The organism is Fervidicoccus fontis Kam940, assembly GCF_000258425.1.
In the GTDB taxonomy this organism is placed as follows: domain Archaea; phylum Thermoproteota; class Thermoprotei_A; order Sulfolobales; family Fervidicoccaceae; genus Fervidicoccus; species Fervidicoccus fontis.
This window is the reverse complement of the sequence record NC_017461.1, coordinates 445644-463976: the sequence shown is the minus strand read 5'-3', so window position 1 is coordinate 463976 and position 18333 is coordinate 445644. Positions and strand designations below refer to the sequence as shown.

17 protein-coding genes and 1 tRNA gene are annotated in these 18333 nt (G+C 37.1%); 15 read left to right on the top strand and 3 right to left on the bottom strand.

Annotated features, from left to right (window positions below):
- Positions 1–62: 62 nt before the first annotated feature.
- From FFONT_RS06970 to FFONT_RS02375, 4 genes are all read left to right on the top strand, one after another.
- Entirely contained in the window at positions 63–479 is a 417-nt protein-coding gene (locus tag FFONT_RS06970; RefSeq protein ID WP_158308293.1) for a phosphatase PAP2 family protein, read from the top strand.
- Positions 476–1960: an oligosaccharide flippase family protein gene (locus FFONT_RS02385; RefSeq protein WP_014557624.1), complete on the top strand. Its 1485-nt coding sequence runs from the start codon at positions 476–478 to the stop codon at positions 1958–1960. The genes FFONT_RS06970 and FFONT_RS02385 overlap by 4 nt, the downstream gene beginning before the upstream one ends.
- A 90-nt stretch (positions 1961–2050) precedes the next feature.
- Positions 2051–2770: a flavodoxin family protein gene (locus FFONT_RS02380; protein ID WP_148683543.1), complete on the top strand. Its 720-nt coding sequence runs from the start codon at positions 2051–2053 to the stop codon at positions 2768–2770.
- On the top strand, positions 2760–3233 hold the full coding sequence (locus FFONT_RS02375; RefSeq protein WP_014557622.1) for an NUDIX hydrolase: 474 nt from the start codon (positions 2760–2762) through the stop codon (positions 3231–3233). Before FFONT_RS02380 ends, FFONT_RS02375 begins: the two co-directional genes overlap by 11 nt.
- Here FFONT_RS02375 and FFONT_RS02370 read toward each other — a convergent pair.
- Positions 3230–3763: a hypothetical protein gene (locus FFONT_RS02370; protein ID WP_148683542.1), complete on the bottom strand. Its 534-nt coding sequence runs from the start codon at positions 3761–3763 to the stop codon at positions 3230–3232. The genes FFONT_RS02375 and FFONT_RS02370 overlap by 4 nt on opposite strands.
- A gap of 90 nt (positions 3764–3853) precedes the next feature.
- Here FFONT_RS02370 and FFONT_RS02365 point away from each other — a divergent pair, with 90 nt between their 5' ends.
- The 5 genes from FFONT_RS02365 (at position 3854) to FFONT_RS02345 (ending at position 7076) form a co-directional block, all read left to right on the top strand.
- Positions 3854–4537 (top strand): hypothetical protein, encoded by a 684-nt coding sequence (locus FFONT_RS02365; RefSeq protein WP_014557620.1) that lies wholly within the window; start codon positions 3854–3856, stop codon positions 4535–4537.
- Positions 4538–4649: 112 nt separating this feature from the next.
- Complete coding sequence (locus FFONT_RS02360) at positions 4650–5318, top strand: MBL fold metallo-hydrolase (RefSeq protein WP_014557619.1); 669 nt, start codon at positions 4650–4652, stop codon at positions 5316–5318.
- Between the two features lie 13 nt (positions 5319–5331).
- A complete protein-coding gene (locus FFONT_RS02355) occupies positions 5332–5745 on the top strand; it encodes a secondary thiamine-phosphate synthase enzyme YjbQ (RefSeq protein ID WP_014557618.1) in 414 nt (137 codons plus the stop codon).
- Positions 5746–5861: 116 nt separating this feature from the next.
- Positions 5862–6464: an HD domain-containing protein gene (locus tag FFONT_RS02350; protein WP_014557617.1), complete on the top strand. Its 603-nt coding sequence runs from the start codon at positions 5862–5864 to the stop codon at positions 6462–6464.
- A gap of 54 nt (positions 6465–6518) precedes the next feature.
- A complete protein-coding gene (locus tag FFONT_RS02345) occupies positions 6519–7076 on the top strand; it encodes a cysteine hydrolase family protein (protein WP_014557616.1) in 558 nt (185 codons plus the stop codon).
- Between the two features lies 1 nt (position 7077).
- Here the strand turns inward: FFONT_RS02345 and FFONT_RS02340 are convergent, their stop codons facing one another.
- Positions 7078–7599 carry a hypothetical protein gene (locus FFONT_RS02340; RefSeq protein WP_014557615.1) on the bottom strand — a complete coding sequence of 174 codons (522 nt, stop codon included), beginning with the start codon at positions 7597–7599 and terminating at the stop codon, positions 7078–7080.
- Positions 7586–8170, bottom strand: coding sequence for a hypothetical protein (locus FFONT_RS02335; protein WP_014557614.1), 585 nt, complete (start codon positions 8168–8170; stop codon positions 7586–7588). Before FFONT_RS02335 ends, FFONT_RS02340 begins: the two co-directional genes overlap by 14 nt.
- Before the next feature lie 186 nt (positions 8171–8356).
- On the opposite strand from FFONT_RS02335, the gene FFONT_RS02330 reads away from it, so the two are divergent.
- The 6 genes from FFONT_RS02330 (at position 8357) to FFONT_RS02305 (ending at position 18273) form a co-directional block, all read left to right on the top strand.
- On the top strand, positions 8357–11038 hold the full coding sequence (locus tag FFONT_RS02330) for a hypothetical protein (RefSeq protein WP_014557613.1): 2682 nt from the start codon (positions 8357–8359) through the stop codon (positions 11036–11038).
- 191 nt (positions 11039–11229) lie between these two features.
- Entirely contained in the window at positions 11230–15003 is a 3774-nt protein-coding gene (locus FFONT_RS02325) for a S8 family serine peptidase (RefSeq protein WP_014557612.1), read from the top strand.
- An 86-nt stretch (positions 15004–15089) separates the two neighbouring features.
- Positions 15090–15175, top strand: a tRNA-Ser gene (locus tag FFONT_RS02320).
- A 152-nt stretch (positions 15176–15327) separates the two neighbouring features.
- A complete protein-coding gene (locus tag FFONT_RS02315; RefSeq protein ID WP_014557611.1) occupies positions 15328–15549 on the top strand; it encodes a DUF3311 domain-containing protein in 222 nt (73 codons plus the stop codon).
- Positions 15550–15551: 2 nt separating this feature from the next.
- On the top strand, positions 15552–17042 hold the full coding sequence (locus FFONT_RS02310; RefSeq protein ID WP_014557610.1) for a sodium:solute symporter family protein: 1491 nt from the start codon (positions 15552–15554) through the stop codon (positions 17040–17042).
- A 55-nt stretch (positions 17043–17097) separates the two neighbouring features.
- A complete protein-coding gene (locus tag FFONT_RS02305) occupies positions 17098–18273 on the top strand; it encodes a M20 metallopeptidase family protein (RefSeq protein WP_014557609.1) in 1176 nt (391 codons plus the stop codon).
- The last annotated feature ends 60 nt before the right edge of the window (positions 18274–18333 follow it).

Below are 18333 nucleotides of genomic sequence, written 5' to 3'. Positions count from 1 at the left end.
TAATAGGAGGCTTAATTGCGATCTATCAAATCACGCGTAAAAAAAAGTTCTCTAAAAACCTATTGGATTTTGCTTCTGCGTTTATTATAAGTTCGGTTCTTGTACTAATTTTGAAGGATGTAACTAAAGTTCCGCGGCCAAATGCAACTGTCCCTCCTCCCGCTGGATTCTTATCGCTCTTAAGTGACTATTATAGCTTCCCTTCCGGACACTCTACAAGAGCGTCCGTGGCAAGCTATTATTTAAGCAAAAAAGGGAAAATAGCCAGCATTCTAAGTTGGATATACACAATTTTGATCGCTATATCTAGAATAATGCTGGGAGTCCACTGGTTCAGCGATGTAGTTTTTGGAATATTTTTAGGAATAGAGTCCTCTTTGTTAGTCGAGATTTTATCCCCACAACTAGATAAATTATATATAAAATTATTTGGAAAGAATAGAATTCAGCTTAAAAATAAAGAAGATGGTAATAATTGAGCAGAGAAAGTCATGTCGGTAAGGTAATTTCAAGTGGCTTTTGGCTATATCTTTCAACCATAATTAGTAATCTTCAGGGATTTTTCTATTGGTTGATCATCTCAAGGATTGCAGGAGGAAGCGTTGTTGGAACAGTTTCAGCAATAGTTGGTCTATCAAGCCTAATTTCAGGGCTTATTAGTTTAGGCATTACTACTGGGTTATCAAGATATACAGGTCTGTGTATAGGGATAAAGAAAAGCAATGAATGTGCAAGTGAATATTTATGGACTTCTGTTTACTTTTCCCTTTTAATTTACATAATAGGCGGGATCCTCGTTTTTATCTACAGCAAGTTCTTCGGAGGGGCAGGTTCTTATAGTACTGAAGAGTTAACAATAGCAGCTTTGCTTGTATTTGTGGGTTTCGCCGGATCCTTCACCTCATTTCTTCAAAGCTTACTGCTGACAAAGTACATTTTTATATCTGTAGTTGCAGCTGCAATTTTCAAGTTTACATTGGGCGTACTGCTTGTGTATTTTGGTTACGGATGGGTCGGTGCGGCATTAGGATACTTTGTCAGCACTGTAGTTCAATTCGTAATAAATTCTTATCATTCTTTAAAAATCACAGGATTTAAAATATACTTCAGCAAGGATAAGCTCAAAGAGCTGTTGAGGGCAGGCATTCCGAGCTGGCTTCCGGGTGTTATTTCCACAATTGGTCAGTGGTTCGGTGTAATATTGCTTTATGGAACCATAGGAAGTCTTGAGACAGGTTCATACTTCATCGCATCTCAGCTAGCAAATGTAGTATTAAACATATCAAATATTTTAAATGGCCTTCTCCTCCCTGTACTTTCAGGACTGAGCGATGGGAGAAAAAGGGTAGGTTCTAGAGTTTTCAGGATAAGTCTTGCCCTAATGCTACCAGTGAGCTTTTATATAATGGTCTACCCAACTCTGCTTTTGGATATATTTGGAAAAGAGCTGTCCTCAGGTTCGATTCCGCTGGTAATTCTTCTCTTTGGAAGTATACCTGTAGCTTTTTCCGGATTCGTTTCAAGCCTTGTGTATGCTTATGGTGACTATCTCACAATTTTAAAAAGCGGACTAATAACAAACGTGCCTAGAGTAATCCTTTATTTTATCCTAGTTCCAAAAATGAGTGGAATAGGAGCTGCTATAAGCTTTACTACAGGCTCCTACTTAGGTGCTTTATATTTATTGTACATTGCATACAAGCTTCAAGTTCAGTTTAAGAAAAAAGAAATAGCTATTCTAATAAGCGTGCCTCTCATCTTTTCGGTACTACTGTTTTTTGTAAGGTTATCTTGGTATCTTGGCATGCTAATTATGGCATCTTCCTACTTAATTTACATAAAAGAGAAGATAGTCACCAAAGAGGATCTTAAGGAGATATCGAGAGCATTACTGGGAGAAGAGAGGACTTCACTGTTATATCAGAAAATGAGGCCAATACTTGAGCCTCTGTTCGAATAATACTCATTTTTGAATTTTCAAAATGAAAAATAAAATTAAGGGATTTTGCTTTATCGTTTTTATTGATTTTTGATCCATTTGGTGAAAAATATGAGTGCGAAGATACTATTTATTGATGCATCAGCTAGAAAGGGGGGAAATAGCACGAAGCTTATGTATGTAGCAGAGCTTGGGGCAAGGAAAAGAGGATGCGAGACTGAGATAATTTACCTTAAAGATCATAAGATAAAGCCATGTGCAGGATGCGTATCAGATGATATAATGGCATGCAAGTTCCCCTGTGTTATAGACGATGACGACTTTAATTCTTTAGCAAGGAAACTGATTGAGAGTGATGGAGTCGTAATAGCAACACCTGTTTATTGGTACATGGTATCAGGCATAATGAAGAATTTTATAGACAGGCTCACAAGCTTAGAAAACATGCTTTTCCACACTGGTAAAAGCCTAGTCGACGGAAAAGTTGCTGCATTCATTGCTACAGGATCAGACACTGGAACCTCAATGACAATTGCATATTTGATGGACGTATTCAATAGCTTCGGATATCATATTCCTCCTTGGTCACTTGCTTATCACCATTCAATTGACGATTCACTAGACAACGGCTTTGCTGTATATGATGCGTATAATTTAGGGATAAATGTATGCAGGGCTGCTGAAATTATGAAAAAAGAGAAAGAACCTTGGTATAGCTTTGAATATGATCTGAATGAAATAAAAAATTATGCGAAGAGAATGGCAGAAAGAGATGGAAAGAATGACAGCCTAGAGAAGAGGATAGAAAAGGCGAAAGGTGATGAGTGCTAGACCTCTTGTAGGTGTAGGTGCTGTCGTATTTAATGAAAAAGGAGAGATTTTGCTTGTTAAGAGAATTTACCCACCGCAAGAAGGAAAGTGGGCGATTCCAGGAGGGCACTTGGAGCTTGAAGAGACGATCTTTGACGGAGCAAAAAGAGAGCTTTATGAAGAAACTGGGCTTATTGGAGATGCTAAGTGTATAGTTAATGTCGATGAGCTTATAGTGTTAAAAGAGGATAAAAGCGTTTGGAGGCATTATATTCTCATAGATGTGCTTTTTGAGAATGTCAGAGGAGAGCTTAAGGCTGGAAGTGATGCAGGAGACGCAAAATTTTTCTCTCCATCAGAGGCAATTAATAGCAAGGACACTTCGTACTCTACTATTAACTTCCTGAAAAAGTACATAAATGGAGATATTATCTGCGGACTTCCTGTGCTCAACAAATATATCGAAAAGATAGATAGAATTTAATCTGAAAAAATACTGATTATTAAAAGCTTAGCCTTATTCTCAATTTCGAACCTGTTTCTTCCATAAGCTTCTTCTAAAAATCCATATATGATATCTTTTAAAGCTTCTTCATTTACCTTGGGATTTATAGGAAGGGAAACTACAAATCTCTTTTCTCCATTTTTAGTCTCAGTGAAAACATTCTTCTCGCCAACAAATAAGCTTAAAAGTCTGAGGAGAACTTTATCTTTGTCAGCCCCATCGACCCTGCTGGATATTAAAATCCAAACAGCTCTTCCAGCTTTTTTCGCTTCATCACCCTCTAGATTGGGAATTTCTAGCTTGAAGCCGAAGGACAAGAGCGTTTGAAAAATTGTCAAATCTACTGCTCCATCTACAGGATCTCCATACCCAGACTTTTCCATTATTATATAAGAAGAAATTGCCTTATTTGTTAAGTTGAAAAGGCTAGTATTATATTTTTCAGCAAGCTTTGAAAGCTTCTCCGCTAATTCTTGGTCGGCAGCCATTATCTTTCTGTTAAGTGGCATTTTTGCATCATCTTGTAATTTTTTCTTTAGAAAAAGATTTAATACTTTCGTCAGGAATAATTTAATATATTTTGCCATGGTGTTTATCGCTTGGAAACGTACAGTATAGATGTATTTATTAGAGACTTAGCTGTTGCAATTCCATTAGCTATATACGTTTTTTTATTAATATGTTATGTGACTAGGAAAACATATGATGCTATGATAAAAAGAGGAGTAAAAGAAAGGAAAGCTGTATATTACAACAGGAAGATAATACACATTTTTGTTGGAGGGGTTGTTTCTGCCTTTATCCCATTTATCTTTAAAGAACCTTTTACGCCATTTTTATTTGCAGTTTTGCTAGGATCTTTTCTCCTCTACAAGCACAAAAGCAGGAAAAAGTATTATTGGTTTCAAGTCGATGAGAATAAATATGAAGTGAATTTCGCATTTGCTTGGGGTTTTTCCATACTGATTCTGTGGCTATACCTGGGCAACCCTTTCGTTGCGATGTTGCCGCCTATGCTTATAAGCTTTGGAGACGGAATAACCGGTATAGTGAGGAACCTCCTCTTTGGAAAGAGGACTAAGCACTGGGCAGGCAATCTCGCTATGGCAGCATTAATGATACCAATTGGATATATATATGCTGGGTACTGGGGAGTTATCGCCTCAGTTGTCGCATCTTTTGTAGAAAGATACGAGTATAATCCATTAGATGACAATATCTTGATAGTTCTCTCGTCTTCAATAATACTTATAATAGCAAAATTCTTCTCTTTTGGTTTGTGAGTAATGATAAAAATCAAATGAGAGCTTTTCTGTCTTATATAGGAGCAAAGATAGTATAATCGAAAAATTTGTAAATTCAGACAATTTTAATAATAATCGGTAGACTACAATTATGCAAGCAATAAAGAAATTTAGTATTGGTAATTTAGCTATATATGCAATAAAGCACGGAGTTTTGAGAACGAACACTTATATTATTTTCAGCAAAGATCCGAAAAAGGCTCTCATGATAGATCCAGGAGAAAGTAGCAATGTAATTGTTGATTTTTTAAAAAATAGAGATTTAAATTCTATATGGGTTATTGGAACACACGGTCATTTTGATCATGTTTGCGGAGTAGACGAAATCAAAAGTGCATATAATGCAAAATTTTTCATGAGTAGCGAGGATTTGTTCTTGAAAGAACACAATAAAAAAGTTCTAAAAAGATTTAATTTGAATGAAAAGGATTGCCCTTTAGATCCTGATATTGATTTAAAAGATTTAGAAAAAATAGAGTTTGACGATCAAGAAATAGAAGTGCTCAAGACTCCAGGACATACACCAGGAAGCATACTCCTCTATTTAAGAGAGGTTGATTTAGCTTTTTCTGGCGACACAATTTTCGCAGGGAGCATAGGAAGAACTGATTTCTTCGGCGGTAATGAGGAGGAGATGAAGAAGAGCATCAAATTAATACTTGAAAGAGTAAACGCAGATGCACTTGTTTTACCTGGACATGGCATCGAGTTTAGACTAGCAAAGTATATAGATTTCTTCAATTCTATAATTCAATCTTAAAGGGTGCTCTTTAATGAAGACATTCGTAAAGAGCATTTCTATTGATACTAAAAATAGAAGAGAGCTTGTAAACATTACATCTTTTGTCGAACAGGCTGTAAAAGAAAGTGGAATTAATAATGGAATTGTTCTAATCTTTGTGCTCCATGCCACTGCTACTATAGTAGTTAATGAGGACGAACAAGGGTTAAAGAAAGATATAATTAACTGGATTGATGAGTTTCTTGATAAAGAAAGAAAATACTATCACAATCTGATAGATAATAATGCAGATAGCCATATAGCGGCTTCATTTTTCGGTCCTTCAAAAGTGTTTCCTTTAGTGAATGGAAAACTCATAAAGGGAACATGGCAGGAAATTATGCTGTTTGAGCTTGATGGACCAAGAAACAGAAGACAAGTTCTAATAGAAGTAATCGGCGAATGATCCTTTTTATTTAGATAGTTTTTTGATTTATCAATGCTAATGAGACGCAATATCGCAAAAGTTTTAAAATACTTTAAGCAAAATATTTCAAAACGTTTTTAAGAAGAGAGAGGAATATGTTAACCGAATTAAAGGAAGAAGAAAGAAATGTGCTGGAAGTTCTTAAATTATTAGCAAGGTCGGTCATGCCACAGAAAGACATAACACATGGAATTGAGCATGTTGAAAGGGTTGTAAGGTTATGCCTATATATTGGCGAAAAGGTGGAAGAGGAAGTCGACACATTTGTACTCCTTGCCTCAGCCTATCTCCATGACATATCAAGAGTAAGCGATGATGAAAATCACGAAGCTTTAGCTTCAGAGATTTCTGAAGATATTTTGAGGAAATTCGGGATCCGAGAGGAAAAAATCAAAAAAATCTCGCATGCTATAAGAGCGCACTCATTCTCTTCTGGTATCGAGCCTGGATCTATTGAGGCCAAAATATTAAGCGATGCAGACAAGATTGATGCAATCGGAGCGGTTGGAATAGCTAGAGTTTTTGCATATAGTGGAAAGCATGAAAGGAGCTTGAATGAGAGTTTTGAGCATTTTTCCAGGAAAATTCTAAAGCTTAAAGATAAGATGTATACGAAACCCGGAAAGGAAATTGCGGAAGAGAGAAGTAAGTTTGTTGAGCGGTTTTTAGAAGAACTTGATAGGGAAATAAGACTTTAACTGAAAAATTTTTATCAATATAAGGAAATTTTTTACTATGGAGGTATGCTTCAAATGAAATTTTCCCTAATAATAATAGATATGATCCACGATTTTGTCGATGGAAAATTCGGTAATGAAAATGTAAAGAAAATTATTCCCTGCATAAGGGAGCTTAAGGAATTTGCAAAAAAGAACAGTATACCGGTGATATATGCTGTTGACTCTCATATCAAAGGGGTTGATAGAGAAATTGAAGTATGGGGAGAACATGCGATTGAAGGAGAGTGGGGAAGCAAAATAATTGAAGAGCTAGAGCCCCAAAATGGGGAATTCATTATTAAGAAAAGGAGGTACAGCGCATTTTTCTCTACAGGTTTAGATCTGTTATTGAGGGAGCTGGATGTAGATACTTTGATTTTAACTGGAACAAGTACTCATATATGCGTTCTTCATACAGCTGCAGATGCATTTTTCAGAGGGTATAAGATAATTATACCAAAAGAATGCGTTGCAGCATTTAGTGAAAGCGATCACGGTTACGCTTTAGTATATATGTCCCAAGTTTACGGGGCAAAGGTTCTTTCGAAGGATGAAATAAAAAGGATAATTGAGGAAAATCAAAACCTTTAGATCAGGAACTTTCACTTTTCATAGCTTCATCTATATTTCGATATATTAAGTAAAACTCCCCCTTTTTCTCAACTCTTAAACCCGCCCCCTTTGCTATTCCAACGACAAAAATTCTTAGAAATTCTTGGTAGCCGTAGGAAGGTATAAGCATTACGGAGTCACTCTGCGAAAAGCCAATTTTCATGTTGTTTACAAGCATCTCTACAATTTCAAATGACTCATCACTGAGCTCAGAAATGGTTTTCCCTATTGATTCTCCATATTTTTCAAGCTCTCCTACATCTTTAGCTTTTTCAATTATATCAGAAGGCAACAAGACAAATCCTAGCTTTTCAAGCACATACTGCCTCCTCTTCTCCTTTAGGAGGTTTGGTGGGTAAAGGCCCTGCTTTTCAGCATAAACGCACTGCTCCAAAATCTCATTTAAATATTTAGAAAAATTCATTCCTCTATTTTTTGAAAATTCTTTCAACCTTTCAGCTAAATCATAGTCAGCTGCAATGCTCTTCCTATTTTTCCTCAATTTTTCCGTGCACCTTTGCTATTATAAGACTGTTTCCTAAGGAAATTTCCTTAACTTTTAAGTCAAAACCTTCGAGCAATCCCTCAATGATTCTCTTACTTACAGACAAAACTTTATCATTTGCATCTAATAGAGAGACAATGATCTTCATCTCTGATCCATTTTCAATCACCTCAATATTTGAGCTAGGTATCCATAATGATATAGCTCTCTTTAACTCATCTACGCTTATTCCTCTTTTTACCTTTGCAAGCTCTCCATACCATAGGCTCATCTTATACAACTCATTGGCTAAATCCTCCAGCTCCTTATCGCTTAACTTTTCAATGTTTTTTTTGAAAAAAGTCATTGGAATAACAATTCCTCCCAGCTTTCGTATATCATCTACCGCATCAGCGTATGAAAGCGCATCAATCAGTTGCGGTTTGTACTTCATTACTTTGAAAACATCGCTGAGAGCTCTCTCTATTAGTGTAGTGAAGGGGATTCCAACTTTTTCACTTATGTTCATTGCCTCTGTAATTATATCTTCAGAAATAGCGAGAAACCTCTTTTTTCCTCTTTCGCTCATTGATAATCATCATTTAAATTTTTAATATAATCATTATTTAAATTCTTATTAAAAATTAATTGTTTTATGCATGCATTATTATAAGCAATTGTATACAATAAATTCTTTTATATATACATAAAGACACATATCTCTTAAATACCTGAAATTAAATTAATAGTAAAATGCAAAGGAGGTAAATCCTCTATGGACAATATGAAAAAAATTAGTCTAATATTATTAGCTATTATACCTATAGTAATACTTGCATTACCAATTGCAGTAGCTCAACAAGGAGGAGCAACTATAATAAGCGTTACTGGAACCGCGCCAGATGGCAGTGCTTATCCAGGAGAACCAATCACAGTAAGTCTGCAAATTAATTTGCCAGGTACATATACAATAAAACTGGCTAGTGATTCAGTTGGATCTAATGTATGGGTAACACAAACAATAAGTCCCTCTACGACTGGATTGTATAATGTGACATTGACTTTACCAAAGTCTCTTCCAGGCATACAATCTCCACCTGTAGTATATGTTCTAGTTTCAGGATTTCTTACTAGCGAATACAGCTATCTCAATATATATCCAAAAGTTGAAATATCTCCGATTCAAACTCCATGTGCTGATACTTTAGGCAATCCAAATAGCATTACCGTCAACGTTTATGGTGTAGATCCAAATGCAGTTATTACAGCATTTAACTTTACCAGCAATACATTCACTGCAGTGTATAATTTAAGTACATATTTAACTGTGAACTCTAATGGAACTGCAAGTATAACTCTACCATTATACGGTTCAAGCTCAAACTTCACTGAAGGTATTCCGATGGGGCAATATTCGGTATACTTTATTGGCTCTGGTGCTACCTATATAAGTAATCAGAAACCTGGAACATTTACAGTCCTTCCACAACTGGTACTATCTCCAAATACCGGAAATGGTATTGACCAGCAACTTCAGAATCTAACATTAATTGGCATCGGCTTCGATCCAAATGTTCAAGTAATGAATGTAACATTGCACAACAAGAACTTTACAAATGTATCATATACTTTTAATGTTTCCTCTGGTAATATAACGACTAACAGCTACGGGTTCTTTAACTTCTCTAACCTTTATCAATACTATCCAACAAACATGACTGCTGGCTTATACATACCAACTGTAGTCGAATCAAATGGCAATAATATAACATTCCCCGATGATTACTATCTCGTGCAGAGAATTCTCATAATATATTATCCATCTAACGCAATTGTAACTCCGGGACAAACAATAACGGTAGTAGCTTACGGTTACGGTCCAGGAACTTACTATGGATATCAGACAAACTACTTGACAGTGACCCTTGATCAGTCAATAAATCTAGGAACATTTACTTTGGGCAAAGATGGAAACTTAACATTTAATGTTACTATGCCATCTTCGAATATTACATTTGGCGCCCACTACATATGGGGAAAAGATAGCTGGGGCTTCGAGTACAGAGCAGCTATAGTAGTTGGTGCAGGAGGATATTATGAGATCATTAACCCAATTACGATGCAACCGAAAAGCAGTCCAATTGCTTATGCAGGCTATAATAATCAAACTGTAATAGTATGTCCATGTGAGCAATATGTTGGTGAGAAATACTGCTCTCAGTGTGCAGCAGTAAGCGGTACATGCGACTATGTTGGAGATAAAGTATTAGTTACAGTTACCGGATTGGTACCAGGAGACACAATTAATATATACTTTGGTGATATACAAGTAGGAACAGCTACAGCAGATAACAGTGGCTCGGCTACCTTTAGTTTCACTGTACCAACAGTTCCTGAAGGTACCTATTTATTGCAAGCTGCAGGTTCATCGATTGGAACGATTACCTTAGGATTCTACAATGGTACTAATATATTACCTAACACGCCTGCTCAAGTAGTTCCAAAGATATTGCTACTAGATCTCAATAAAGATATTGCACCAATATTAGTAGGTTCTGGCATAGTAAGAGTAATTGGTACTGGATTCCCAGCTGGTGTTGCTATGGCTGGAGTGCTGATAAACAACACAGATGCTATAATGGCTGTAACTACCAACGTTCAGAGATGGACTTCAACGAGCAATGGTTTACTGACAAGTCAATTTACTAACGTACTAGGATTGTGGATTCCATTCGTCGAACCAGGTGCATATATGGTTAATTTAACATATTATGTGCCATCAAGCACTAGCACGCCAGTAATTCAGGCGACTGATGCAAGCTATGCGTATGTAATTAACAATTTGACAGAGGTTGCGACTTATAGTGATTTGCAGAATGCAGTCAGTACCATTACAAGTAGCATTAACAGTGCTCAAAGTGCTCTCTCTAGTCAGTTAACTAGCGTTAGCACTCAACTTTCAAACAGTTTAACAACACTGCAGAACAATCTCAATGCAGCGGTAGGCACAATAAACAATGCGTTAAACGGTATTAATAGTTCATTAAATACTATGAGCTCTCAATTAAGCACTTTATCTAATAATGTCAATAGTTTAAGCACATCAGTTAACCAGCTATCTAGCCAAGTTTCGCAGGCAGTAACTGCAGCTCAGAATGCAGCAACCTCTGCAAGCAGTGCAGCGACCCAGGCTCAGAATGCAGCTACTGCAGCATCTAATGCTGCTAACCAAATCAATGCATTATCTTCACAAGTGAGTAATTTAAGCAGTCAAGTAAGCAATGCGGTTTCTGCAGCTAATGCAGCTACTACGCAAGCAAGCGATGCTGCAAGCAAAGCAGCATATGCACTGTACATTAGCTTGGTAACCTTGATACTTGTATTAGTAGCGCTTGCAATATCTACAATGGTATACAATACCCTTAAGAAATCTCTAGCAACTACTCCAAGTAAATAAGTAAAAAAATATATCAATATTTTAATTTTTTTAATTTTTATTTTTTATATTTTTTTAATTTTTCTATTTCTATTATATTTTTATAATAAAATTTTGATAATTGTATTTTTCCCTCTGTAAGTGAATTTTATTTTAATAAGATAATATTTAAATATTATGACAATGAAATAAGATTTTTAGGTGAATAAAATTTGGTAAATAGAAATATATTATTTAAGTTGATTTCAATTATATTAATAGTAATTATGTCTGCACCAATAAATGCGTTTGCATATAACAATACTGGTACAACAGGCAGTAATTTGAGCGGAATTTCAAAGGAACTAGGTTCACTCTCTCAGCTTGGAAATAGTACTGTTATGGTTTCGTTGTACTTATCCCCACAATCTTCACAGCAAATTTCAAAAATTGTATCAGAGTTAAGCAGATATACATTTTCATTTCACGGTTCACAAGTTCCAATAATACTTGGAAATCCTGTTAAGAACAAAGATGGGGGGTATACAATTAGGTTATATGGTCCGGCTAAATTGCTTTATAACCAAATACAAGCAGTTGGATTAACATATATAACAAATATATATGCTAGTGCCGTTCCAACTTTCGAGCCCAGTACTTTTAGTCCTTTCGATAATTATACGCAGATTGGAGTAAACAATTCTATTCAACCTGAAACAAATGACGTGAGGAATCTTATCGGTGCTAGTTTTGTAGAAAATTCTTATGGAATTACTGGTAGTGGAGTGAAAATAGCAATTGTAGACACTGGTGTTGATTATGCACATCCAGATCTGCAAAGCAAATTGATCTACTATGTTGGGAGTTATAGAACGGTTTATGGGACAACTTCAAATATCAGAGAGCCAATGGTATTGGATGCAGACGAATCTCAGGTTATACTCACAAACAGCTTTCAGGCCAACAGTAGCGGATATATAAATGTCGGTCAGAATTATTTCGTCGTTCTTGACCCATATTACGAGACAGTTCCTCCAAGCTACTCATCTTACTATGTTGGAAACATTCCATCATCCAGCGGAATCTATAAGTTTGGAATGACCCTTGAATATACTGTAGCAGGACTCGTTAGTGTTGGTGTCTTGATGTCAGATCCTGATACTCCAGGAAACTATACGTTATTGGTAATTGATGCAAATAATGATGGTGTATTTGGAGATAATGGAGATATTGTTGTCACATATGATGGAAATAGAATACTATACTCTCCTGAAGAGGATCTTAGCTTAGGAGTTGCTGGTGGATTTTTCTATGACGTCGGACTTTGGTTTAATAGTTATGGTGCATATTATCCTGGATGGGATCTGAACGGCGATTATATAAGTCTCTTCTATGATTTTGAAGGTCACGGTACATCATGTGCTTCCGCTGCAGCTGGCAATGGAATTGTTAATGGAATTGCAAAGGATGCTAATGTTATTGGTGTCAAGGCTTTATGGTATGGAGATGTTGAAATGGGACTTTTGTGGGCTTCAGGTTTTGATGTAAATAATAACGGTACAATCTATTATACAGGCGAAAAGAGAGCAGATGTAATAAGCGATAGCTGGGGAATTAGCAACTTCATATATGATATTTCTGGATTTGGTTATGATATTGAATCAATGCTTATCAATGCTCTAACAACTCCAGGGTTCTTAGATCCCTCATTCCCAGGAATACTCGTAGTGCAAGCTGCAGGAAACGGGGGGCCTGGATTTGGAACTGTCACCTCTCCGGGTGCCGCTGTAGGAGCACTTACAGTGAGTGCATCTACATTGTGGAAAGTTTACCAGGTTGGATATGGATATGGTGGATATACGCAAGATAACATAATTATGTGGTCTGCCAGAGGCCCCGTTCCAATGGGATACTTAAAGCCAGATATAGTTGATGTTGGTGCCTGGGGAATTACAGCGGCTCCAATACCTATTTATTATAACATCTTTGGAGGGACAAGCTATGCAACCCCCTTAACTGCTGGTGCTGTCGCACTTTTGATACAGGCGCTCGAAGAAAAAGTGGGATCATCTGCCAATAGTGTTCCGCCATCAATGCTCAAGGAAATACTAATGAATACAGCTGACAGCTTAGGATACATGCCTTATGATCAGGGGGCCGGCAGGATCAACATTACGAGAGCTGTACAATATGTACTTGGAAAGTCCGATGAGCTTTTAATTTCATCTCAAAGCGAGTATTCACTAAGTGCATCTAAAATGTCTAGCATGTGGTACTGGACTTTCCAGGACTATATGCCAGGGTCATTTTTAGGATTTTATGGAGCATACCTCCAAGTTCAAAATCCAAACATTCCTAGTGCATTCTCTTCACAGAATTATTACGGCATTTATGTCCCAGATGTTCCATTAAACGGGATGAAGAGCTTCACCTTTACTATTCAGAATCCATCAACCTCATTTGCAACCTTCAGTATAGATGGCGTTTATACAATGAAAAGGATACTCGCTCCAGTTACTTACCAGTTGCTGTTCAATGTTTCAAGATCAACAACAATATCAAACCAATGGATAATCCTTTCTCCAAATAATATCAGCTCAGGCACGAGCATATTATTAGCAGAAGTTAATGCCCCCTTCAGGTTGCTGGACAACAATGACGATTATAATCCAGATTTCGACATTGATGTTTATGCATATGTCTGGATAAATGATACTAATGGAAACGGTGTGCCTGATAGAAACGAGTTGGCGTTCATAAACGTAGGTTATGCGACATCCAACTACAATTCCATAGAGATAAGCAATCCGAGACAGTTACTACAAGAATTTGGACCGAATGCTAAGCTCGCTATAAGGGTGTTCATACATAGAGATTATAGCTCTGTACCACTTGTCAACTTCCCTGCAACATTGACGATCTCTCAATTTATGTTAGTTAAAGATCCTGCAGTCTACGTTCCTTCTATTAGTATGAATTTGCTACCTGGTAAGTCAGTAACTCTGCAAGGAACTGTCTTTGCATATTCATTAGCACCTACCGCATATGAGTCCTTTATGAGGGTAAGAGCTACTTTCTCAGATGGTTCGTATAGAGTCTATGACGTCCCTATTAGCTACACTGTGTATACAAACATGCCGATGAGCGGCACATTATACCTCAATCCGACGACAGATACAAGCCTAATGCTGAGTCCATCAAACATCAGAGGGGACAACGATTGGGACTGGAGATACGAAGCCGGAGATTGGAGATATTTCTATGTAAACGTCCAATCTCCTTCGTTATCTGCATTCGAGTTCAAAGCAACATGGACTTATAGTAATACAAGCTTAATCACTTATGCATTAGGTCCTGATGGACAGTTTGCAGGCGGATTCTTCGGAGAATCTGTATCATATCATGAGAACTTATGGGCGGGAACTTTCCTATGGACTGCAACAGGTGGTATAGATGGGAAGAACCTTTCTGCAATAACGTTTCCGAGCACGAGGTATAGATATTTCGAGTATCCCACACAGAAGTCTAATACAGGCATATATACGCTCATTGTAAGAACTGCTTTATTTGACGGTTCAACTAATGCTGAAAGATTCTTAGTCTCAGTCACTCCACTTCAGATCTCAGGATTGCCAATATCTAAATTAGGACCTCAGGGTACAGTAACTTATACAATCAAGCTTCCATATGCGGCAACTCAATATTATGCTGTAGTTGCTCCTTCGATTTACCCACTCTTTGCATATTCATCATGGAATGCTAATGTAACTCCTGGATCATATTCTGGGCTAATTCCTGCTGGTAGTACGGTAACATTTACTGTGAAGTTCAACAACTATATTTATCCATACAGAGCAGATATTCCTCTAATAATACAGTTTAACATGCCGACGTCTTCAGGTCTTCCTGTATATTATAAATATATGGGACAATACAAACTGTATGCTTCAACATATACATTTGAAGATTGGATAACTAGCGGATCCCAGTGGCTTTTCTACTCTTAGCAACATAACTTTATTATTTTTAAACATTATTTTTAAAAAATTAAAAACTTTTTTACCTTCTATAATAATTGATATTTTTGCAAAAAGCCGGGGTGCCCGAGCGGACTAAGGGGCTGGCCTTGAGAGCCAGTTCCCCATACGGGGAGCGCGGGTTCAAATCCCGCCCCCGGCGCTTCTTCTTATTTTATTAGTTATTAATTATGAAAATTTTTTACATTTTAATTATTAAAATATTAAAATAAAAAAGGAAATTTTGTTAAAACAAAAAAACGATAAAAAAATTTAAAAACAAAAGGTTTTTAAAAAATAATTTAAGGTGATATTGTGGAAAGAGGAAAATTATCAAAAGGTAAGCATTTCATAAAAATATTGCTATTAATGCTAATACCATGGACTGCACTAGTATTTACAGCGCCTATTTATAACAGAAAAGAACCTTACTTAGGAGGATGGCCTTTTCTATATTGGTACTTATTTTCATGGATATTCATACAGCCTGTGTTGACATTTATTGTCTTCAAGTTCATTGATAGGGAGAGGTGGTAGACGTGGAATTTTCTACATTTGATATAGCACTGTTCTTCTTAATAGTCGCTTCAACTATAATAGTAGCATTTTTAGGAGCAAGGTGGAGAGCAGCTGATATGTCTAAAATTAGTGAGTGGAGTATAGGAGGCAGAAAGTTTGGCACATTAATAGTTTGGTTCTTAATGGGTGGAGATATATACACTGCTTATGCTTTGATTTCTGTTCCTGGAGGAGCATATGGTCAGGGAGGTTTTATACTATATTCAGCGGTCTACGGTGCTATGGCATATCCATTTTTGTATTACGTTGCACCTAGGCTTTATCTAATTGCGAAGAAAAAGGGAATGATTACAGGAGGAGATTATGTAAGGGAAAGGTTCAAGAGCGATACATTATCTCTTTTGATATCTTTGACAGGAATTATCGCAATGCTTCCTTACATAGCACTTCAAATAGTAGGTATCAAATATGTTCTTCAGGCAATGAATTTTCCTATTGTGGAAAGCTATATAATAGCTTTTTTAATTGTAGCAGCGTTTACCGTTGTCGCTGGGTTAAGGGGTCCAGCACTAGGCGCGATAATAAAAGACATTCTACTATGGGCAGTTATAATCACAATAACTGTCGTCCTTGCAATAAGGTTCGATGGATTTAGCTTGGTCTTTAAAAGCTTAGATGCTCAAGGACTAAACTACATGATACCTCCTAACCTCATGATTGGATATATGACACTTGCTTTTGGAAATGGTATAGCATGGCTGCTGTTCCCCAACTTATTGACAGGAATTTTGGGTTCAAAGGATGCAAAAACAATAAAGAAAAACTCCGTACTACTTCCAGTATATCAGGTATGGATGCTGATCCTTGCGATATTCGGATTAGTAGCTTTGAGCGAAAATCTCGTTCCAAATAAGGTTTCAAGTCTGGCATTTCCAAGCGTACTTACTACATACTTCTCTCCAACATTCGTGTCCATAGCTTTTGCAGCAATAATAATTGGAGCGATGATACCTGCATCATTGCAGGCACTTTCTGCGGCTAATTTAATAACCAGAAATATTTATCTTCAATACATCAATAAGCAGGCAAGCGAAAGGAAGCAGGTGCTTGTAGGGAGAATTTCGGTGTTTATAATGATAGTTGCAAGCCTTATTTTTGTCTTGACACCGGCAGCTTCTGGTCTAATATTCTATCTACTCACTATGAGCTATGCGTGGCTACTTCAAACGCTTCCTGCAATAATTCTTTCTATGTACTGGCACAGCCTTGACAAATACAGCGTAGCTGCAGGTTGGGCTGTTGGCGTTACTTTCACTACATATGGCCTATATACAGTGAAGTTCGCATCTTCATTGCTCCCATGGTTCAAATATGCATACGTAGGACTAGTGGGGTTAGCACTTAATTTAGTAGTTCTTCTAGCAGTTTATGCTATTGTCAGAATGGCTAAAATTAAGTACGAATCAGGCATCGCTCCAGAAGAATTCACAGACTATGATGTACATGCTTAATAATATTAAAAAAATTTTTATTTTTATTTTAAAATATTAATAGTGGGTGAATTTAATGGTAAATATTTTGGAATTAGCTAGGGAAAAGGAGAAGGAAATAGTCGAGCTTAGAAGACTCCTTCACCAGCATCCAGAAATTGCTCACAAAGAATATGAGACTCACAAGATCTTGGTAGAGCACTTGGAGAAGATAGGATTGCATCCGAGAACTCTCGCGGGAACTGGAATAATAGCAGATATAGAGGGCAAAGAGAAAGGGGGAAAGACTGTAGCAATAAGAGCTGATATGGATGCTTTGCCGATAAAGGAGGAGAACGATGTTCCATACAAATCTCTAAACGAGGGATTCATGCATGCATGTGGACATGATGCTCATATGAGCATGGTCTATGGAGCAGCTTTAATCCTAAATGAGCTCAGGGACAAGTTAAATGGAAGAGTGAGACTGCTATATCAGCCTGCTGAAGAAGAAGGAACGCTTGGAGGAGCAAAACCAATGATTGAGGAAGGAGCTTTGGATGGCGTAGACTACATACTAGGAATGCACGTCTGGCCTGAACTCCCAGAAGGAGTTATAGGGTACAGAAAGGGACCGTTTTTCGCAGCGGCGGATACGATAAAAATTACCGTTAAGGGCAAAGGAGGTCATGGGGCTAAGCCGAATCTCGCAGTTGATCCTATTATGATCTCGGCAAAGGTGGTAGATGCTCTTCACACAATATCTAGCAGAGAGGTAGATCCTCTAGAGCCTTTTGTGATAACTATAGGTTCAATACATGGAGGAACTGCGCATAATATCATTCCAGATAAGGTAGAAATGCTTGGGACTGTGAGAACTTTGAGCAAGGAGCTTAGAGACAGCATGGAGGAGAGGCTTAGGAGGATAATTAGAGGAGTTACATCTGCATTTAATGGAGACTTCTCTTTAGAATATTTATATGGCTATCCAGTTCTTATAAATCATCAAGAAGTAACTGAGATTATGAAAAATGTAGTTGAAGGTTTGCTTGGCAAGGAAAAGGTAGTGGAATCAAAGCCAACAATGGGTGGAGAAGACTTTGCATACTATTTGGAAAAGGTTCCAGGAACCTTTATGTTCTTAGGTACCTACAATGAAAAGATGGGATACATCTACGGAGTGCATACCTCCAAGTTTAATCTAAACGAAAAGATACTGCCGATAGGATCATCTGTTTTTGTCGCTGGGGCATTGGAGCTCATGAAAAGGTAAGAAACCTTCTTAAATGATAACTTTTAATATAACTATTTTTTATCTTAACATTTGGGGTTG

What these genes read in the sequence shown, in the direction of transcription:
- FFONT_RS02375 (WP_014557622.1), top strand. Translation starts at nt 2,760, where the DNA reads ATGAGTGCTAGACCTCTTGTAGGTGTAGGTGCTGTCGTATTTAATGAA.
- FFONT_RS02370 (WP_148683542.1), bottom strand. Translation starts at nt 3,763, where the DNA reads ATGCCACTTAACAGAAAGATAATGGCTGCCGACCAAGAATTAGCGGAG.
- FFONT_RS02305 (WP_014557609.1), top strand. Translation starts at nt 17,098, where the DNA reads ATGGTAAATATTTTGGAATTAGCTAGGGAAAAGGAGAAGGAAATAGTC.
- FFONT_RS02355 (WP_014557618.1), top strand. Translation starts at nt 5,332, where the DNA reads ATGAAGACATTCGTAAAGAGCATTTCTATTGATACTAAAAATAGAAGA.
- FFONT_RS02335 (WP_014557614.1), bottom strand. Translation starts at nt 8,170, where the DNA reads ATGAGCGAAAGAGGAAAAAAGAGGTTTCTCGCTATTTCTGAAGATATA.
- FFONT_RS02350 (WP_014557617.1), top strand. Translation starts at nt 5,862, where the DNA reads ATGTTAACCGAATTAAAGGAAGAAGAAAGAAATGTGCTGGAAGTTCTT.
- FFONT_RS02380 (WP_148683543.1), top strand. Translation starts at nt 2,051, where the DNA reads ATGAGTGCGAAGATACTATTTATTGATGCATCAGCTAGAAAGGGGGGA.
- FFONT_RS02360 (WP_014557619.1), top strand. Translation starts at nt 4,650, where the DNA reads ATGCAAGCAATAAAGAAATTTAGTATTGGTAATTTAGCTATATATGCA.
- FFONT_RS02345 (WP_014557616.1), top strand. Translation starts at nt 6,519, where the DNA reads ATGAAATTTTCCCTAATAATAATAGATATGATCCACGATTTTGTCGAT.
- FFONT_RS02330 (WP_014557613.1), top strand. Translation starts at nt 8,357, where the DNA reads ATGGACAATATGAAAAAAATTAGTCTAATATTATTAGCTATTATACCT.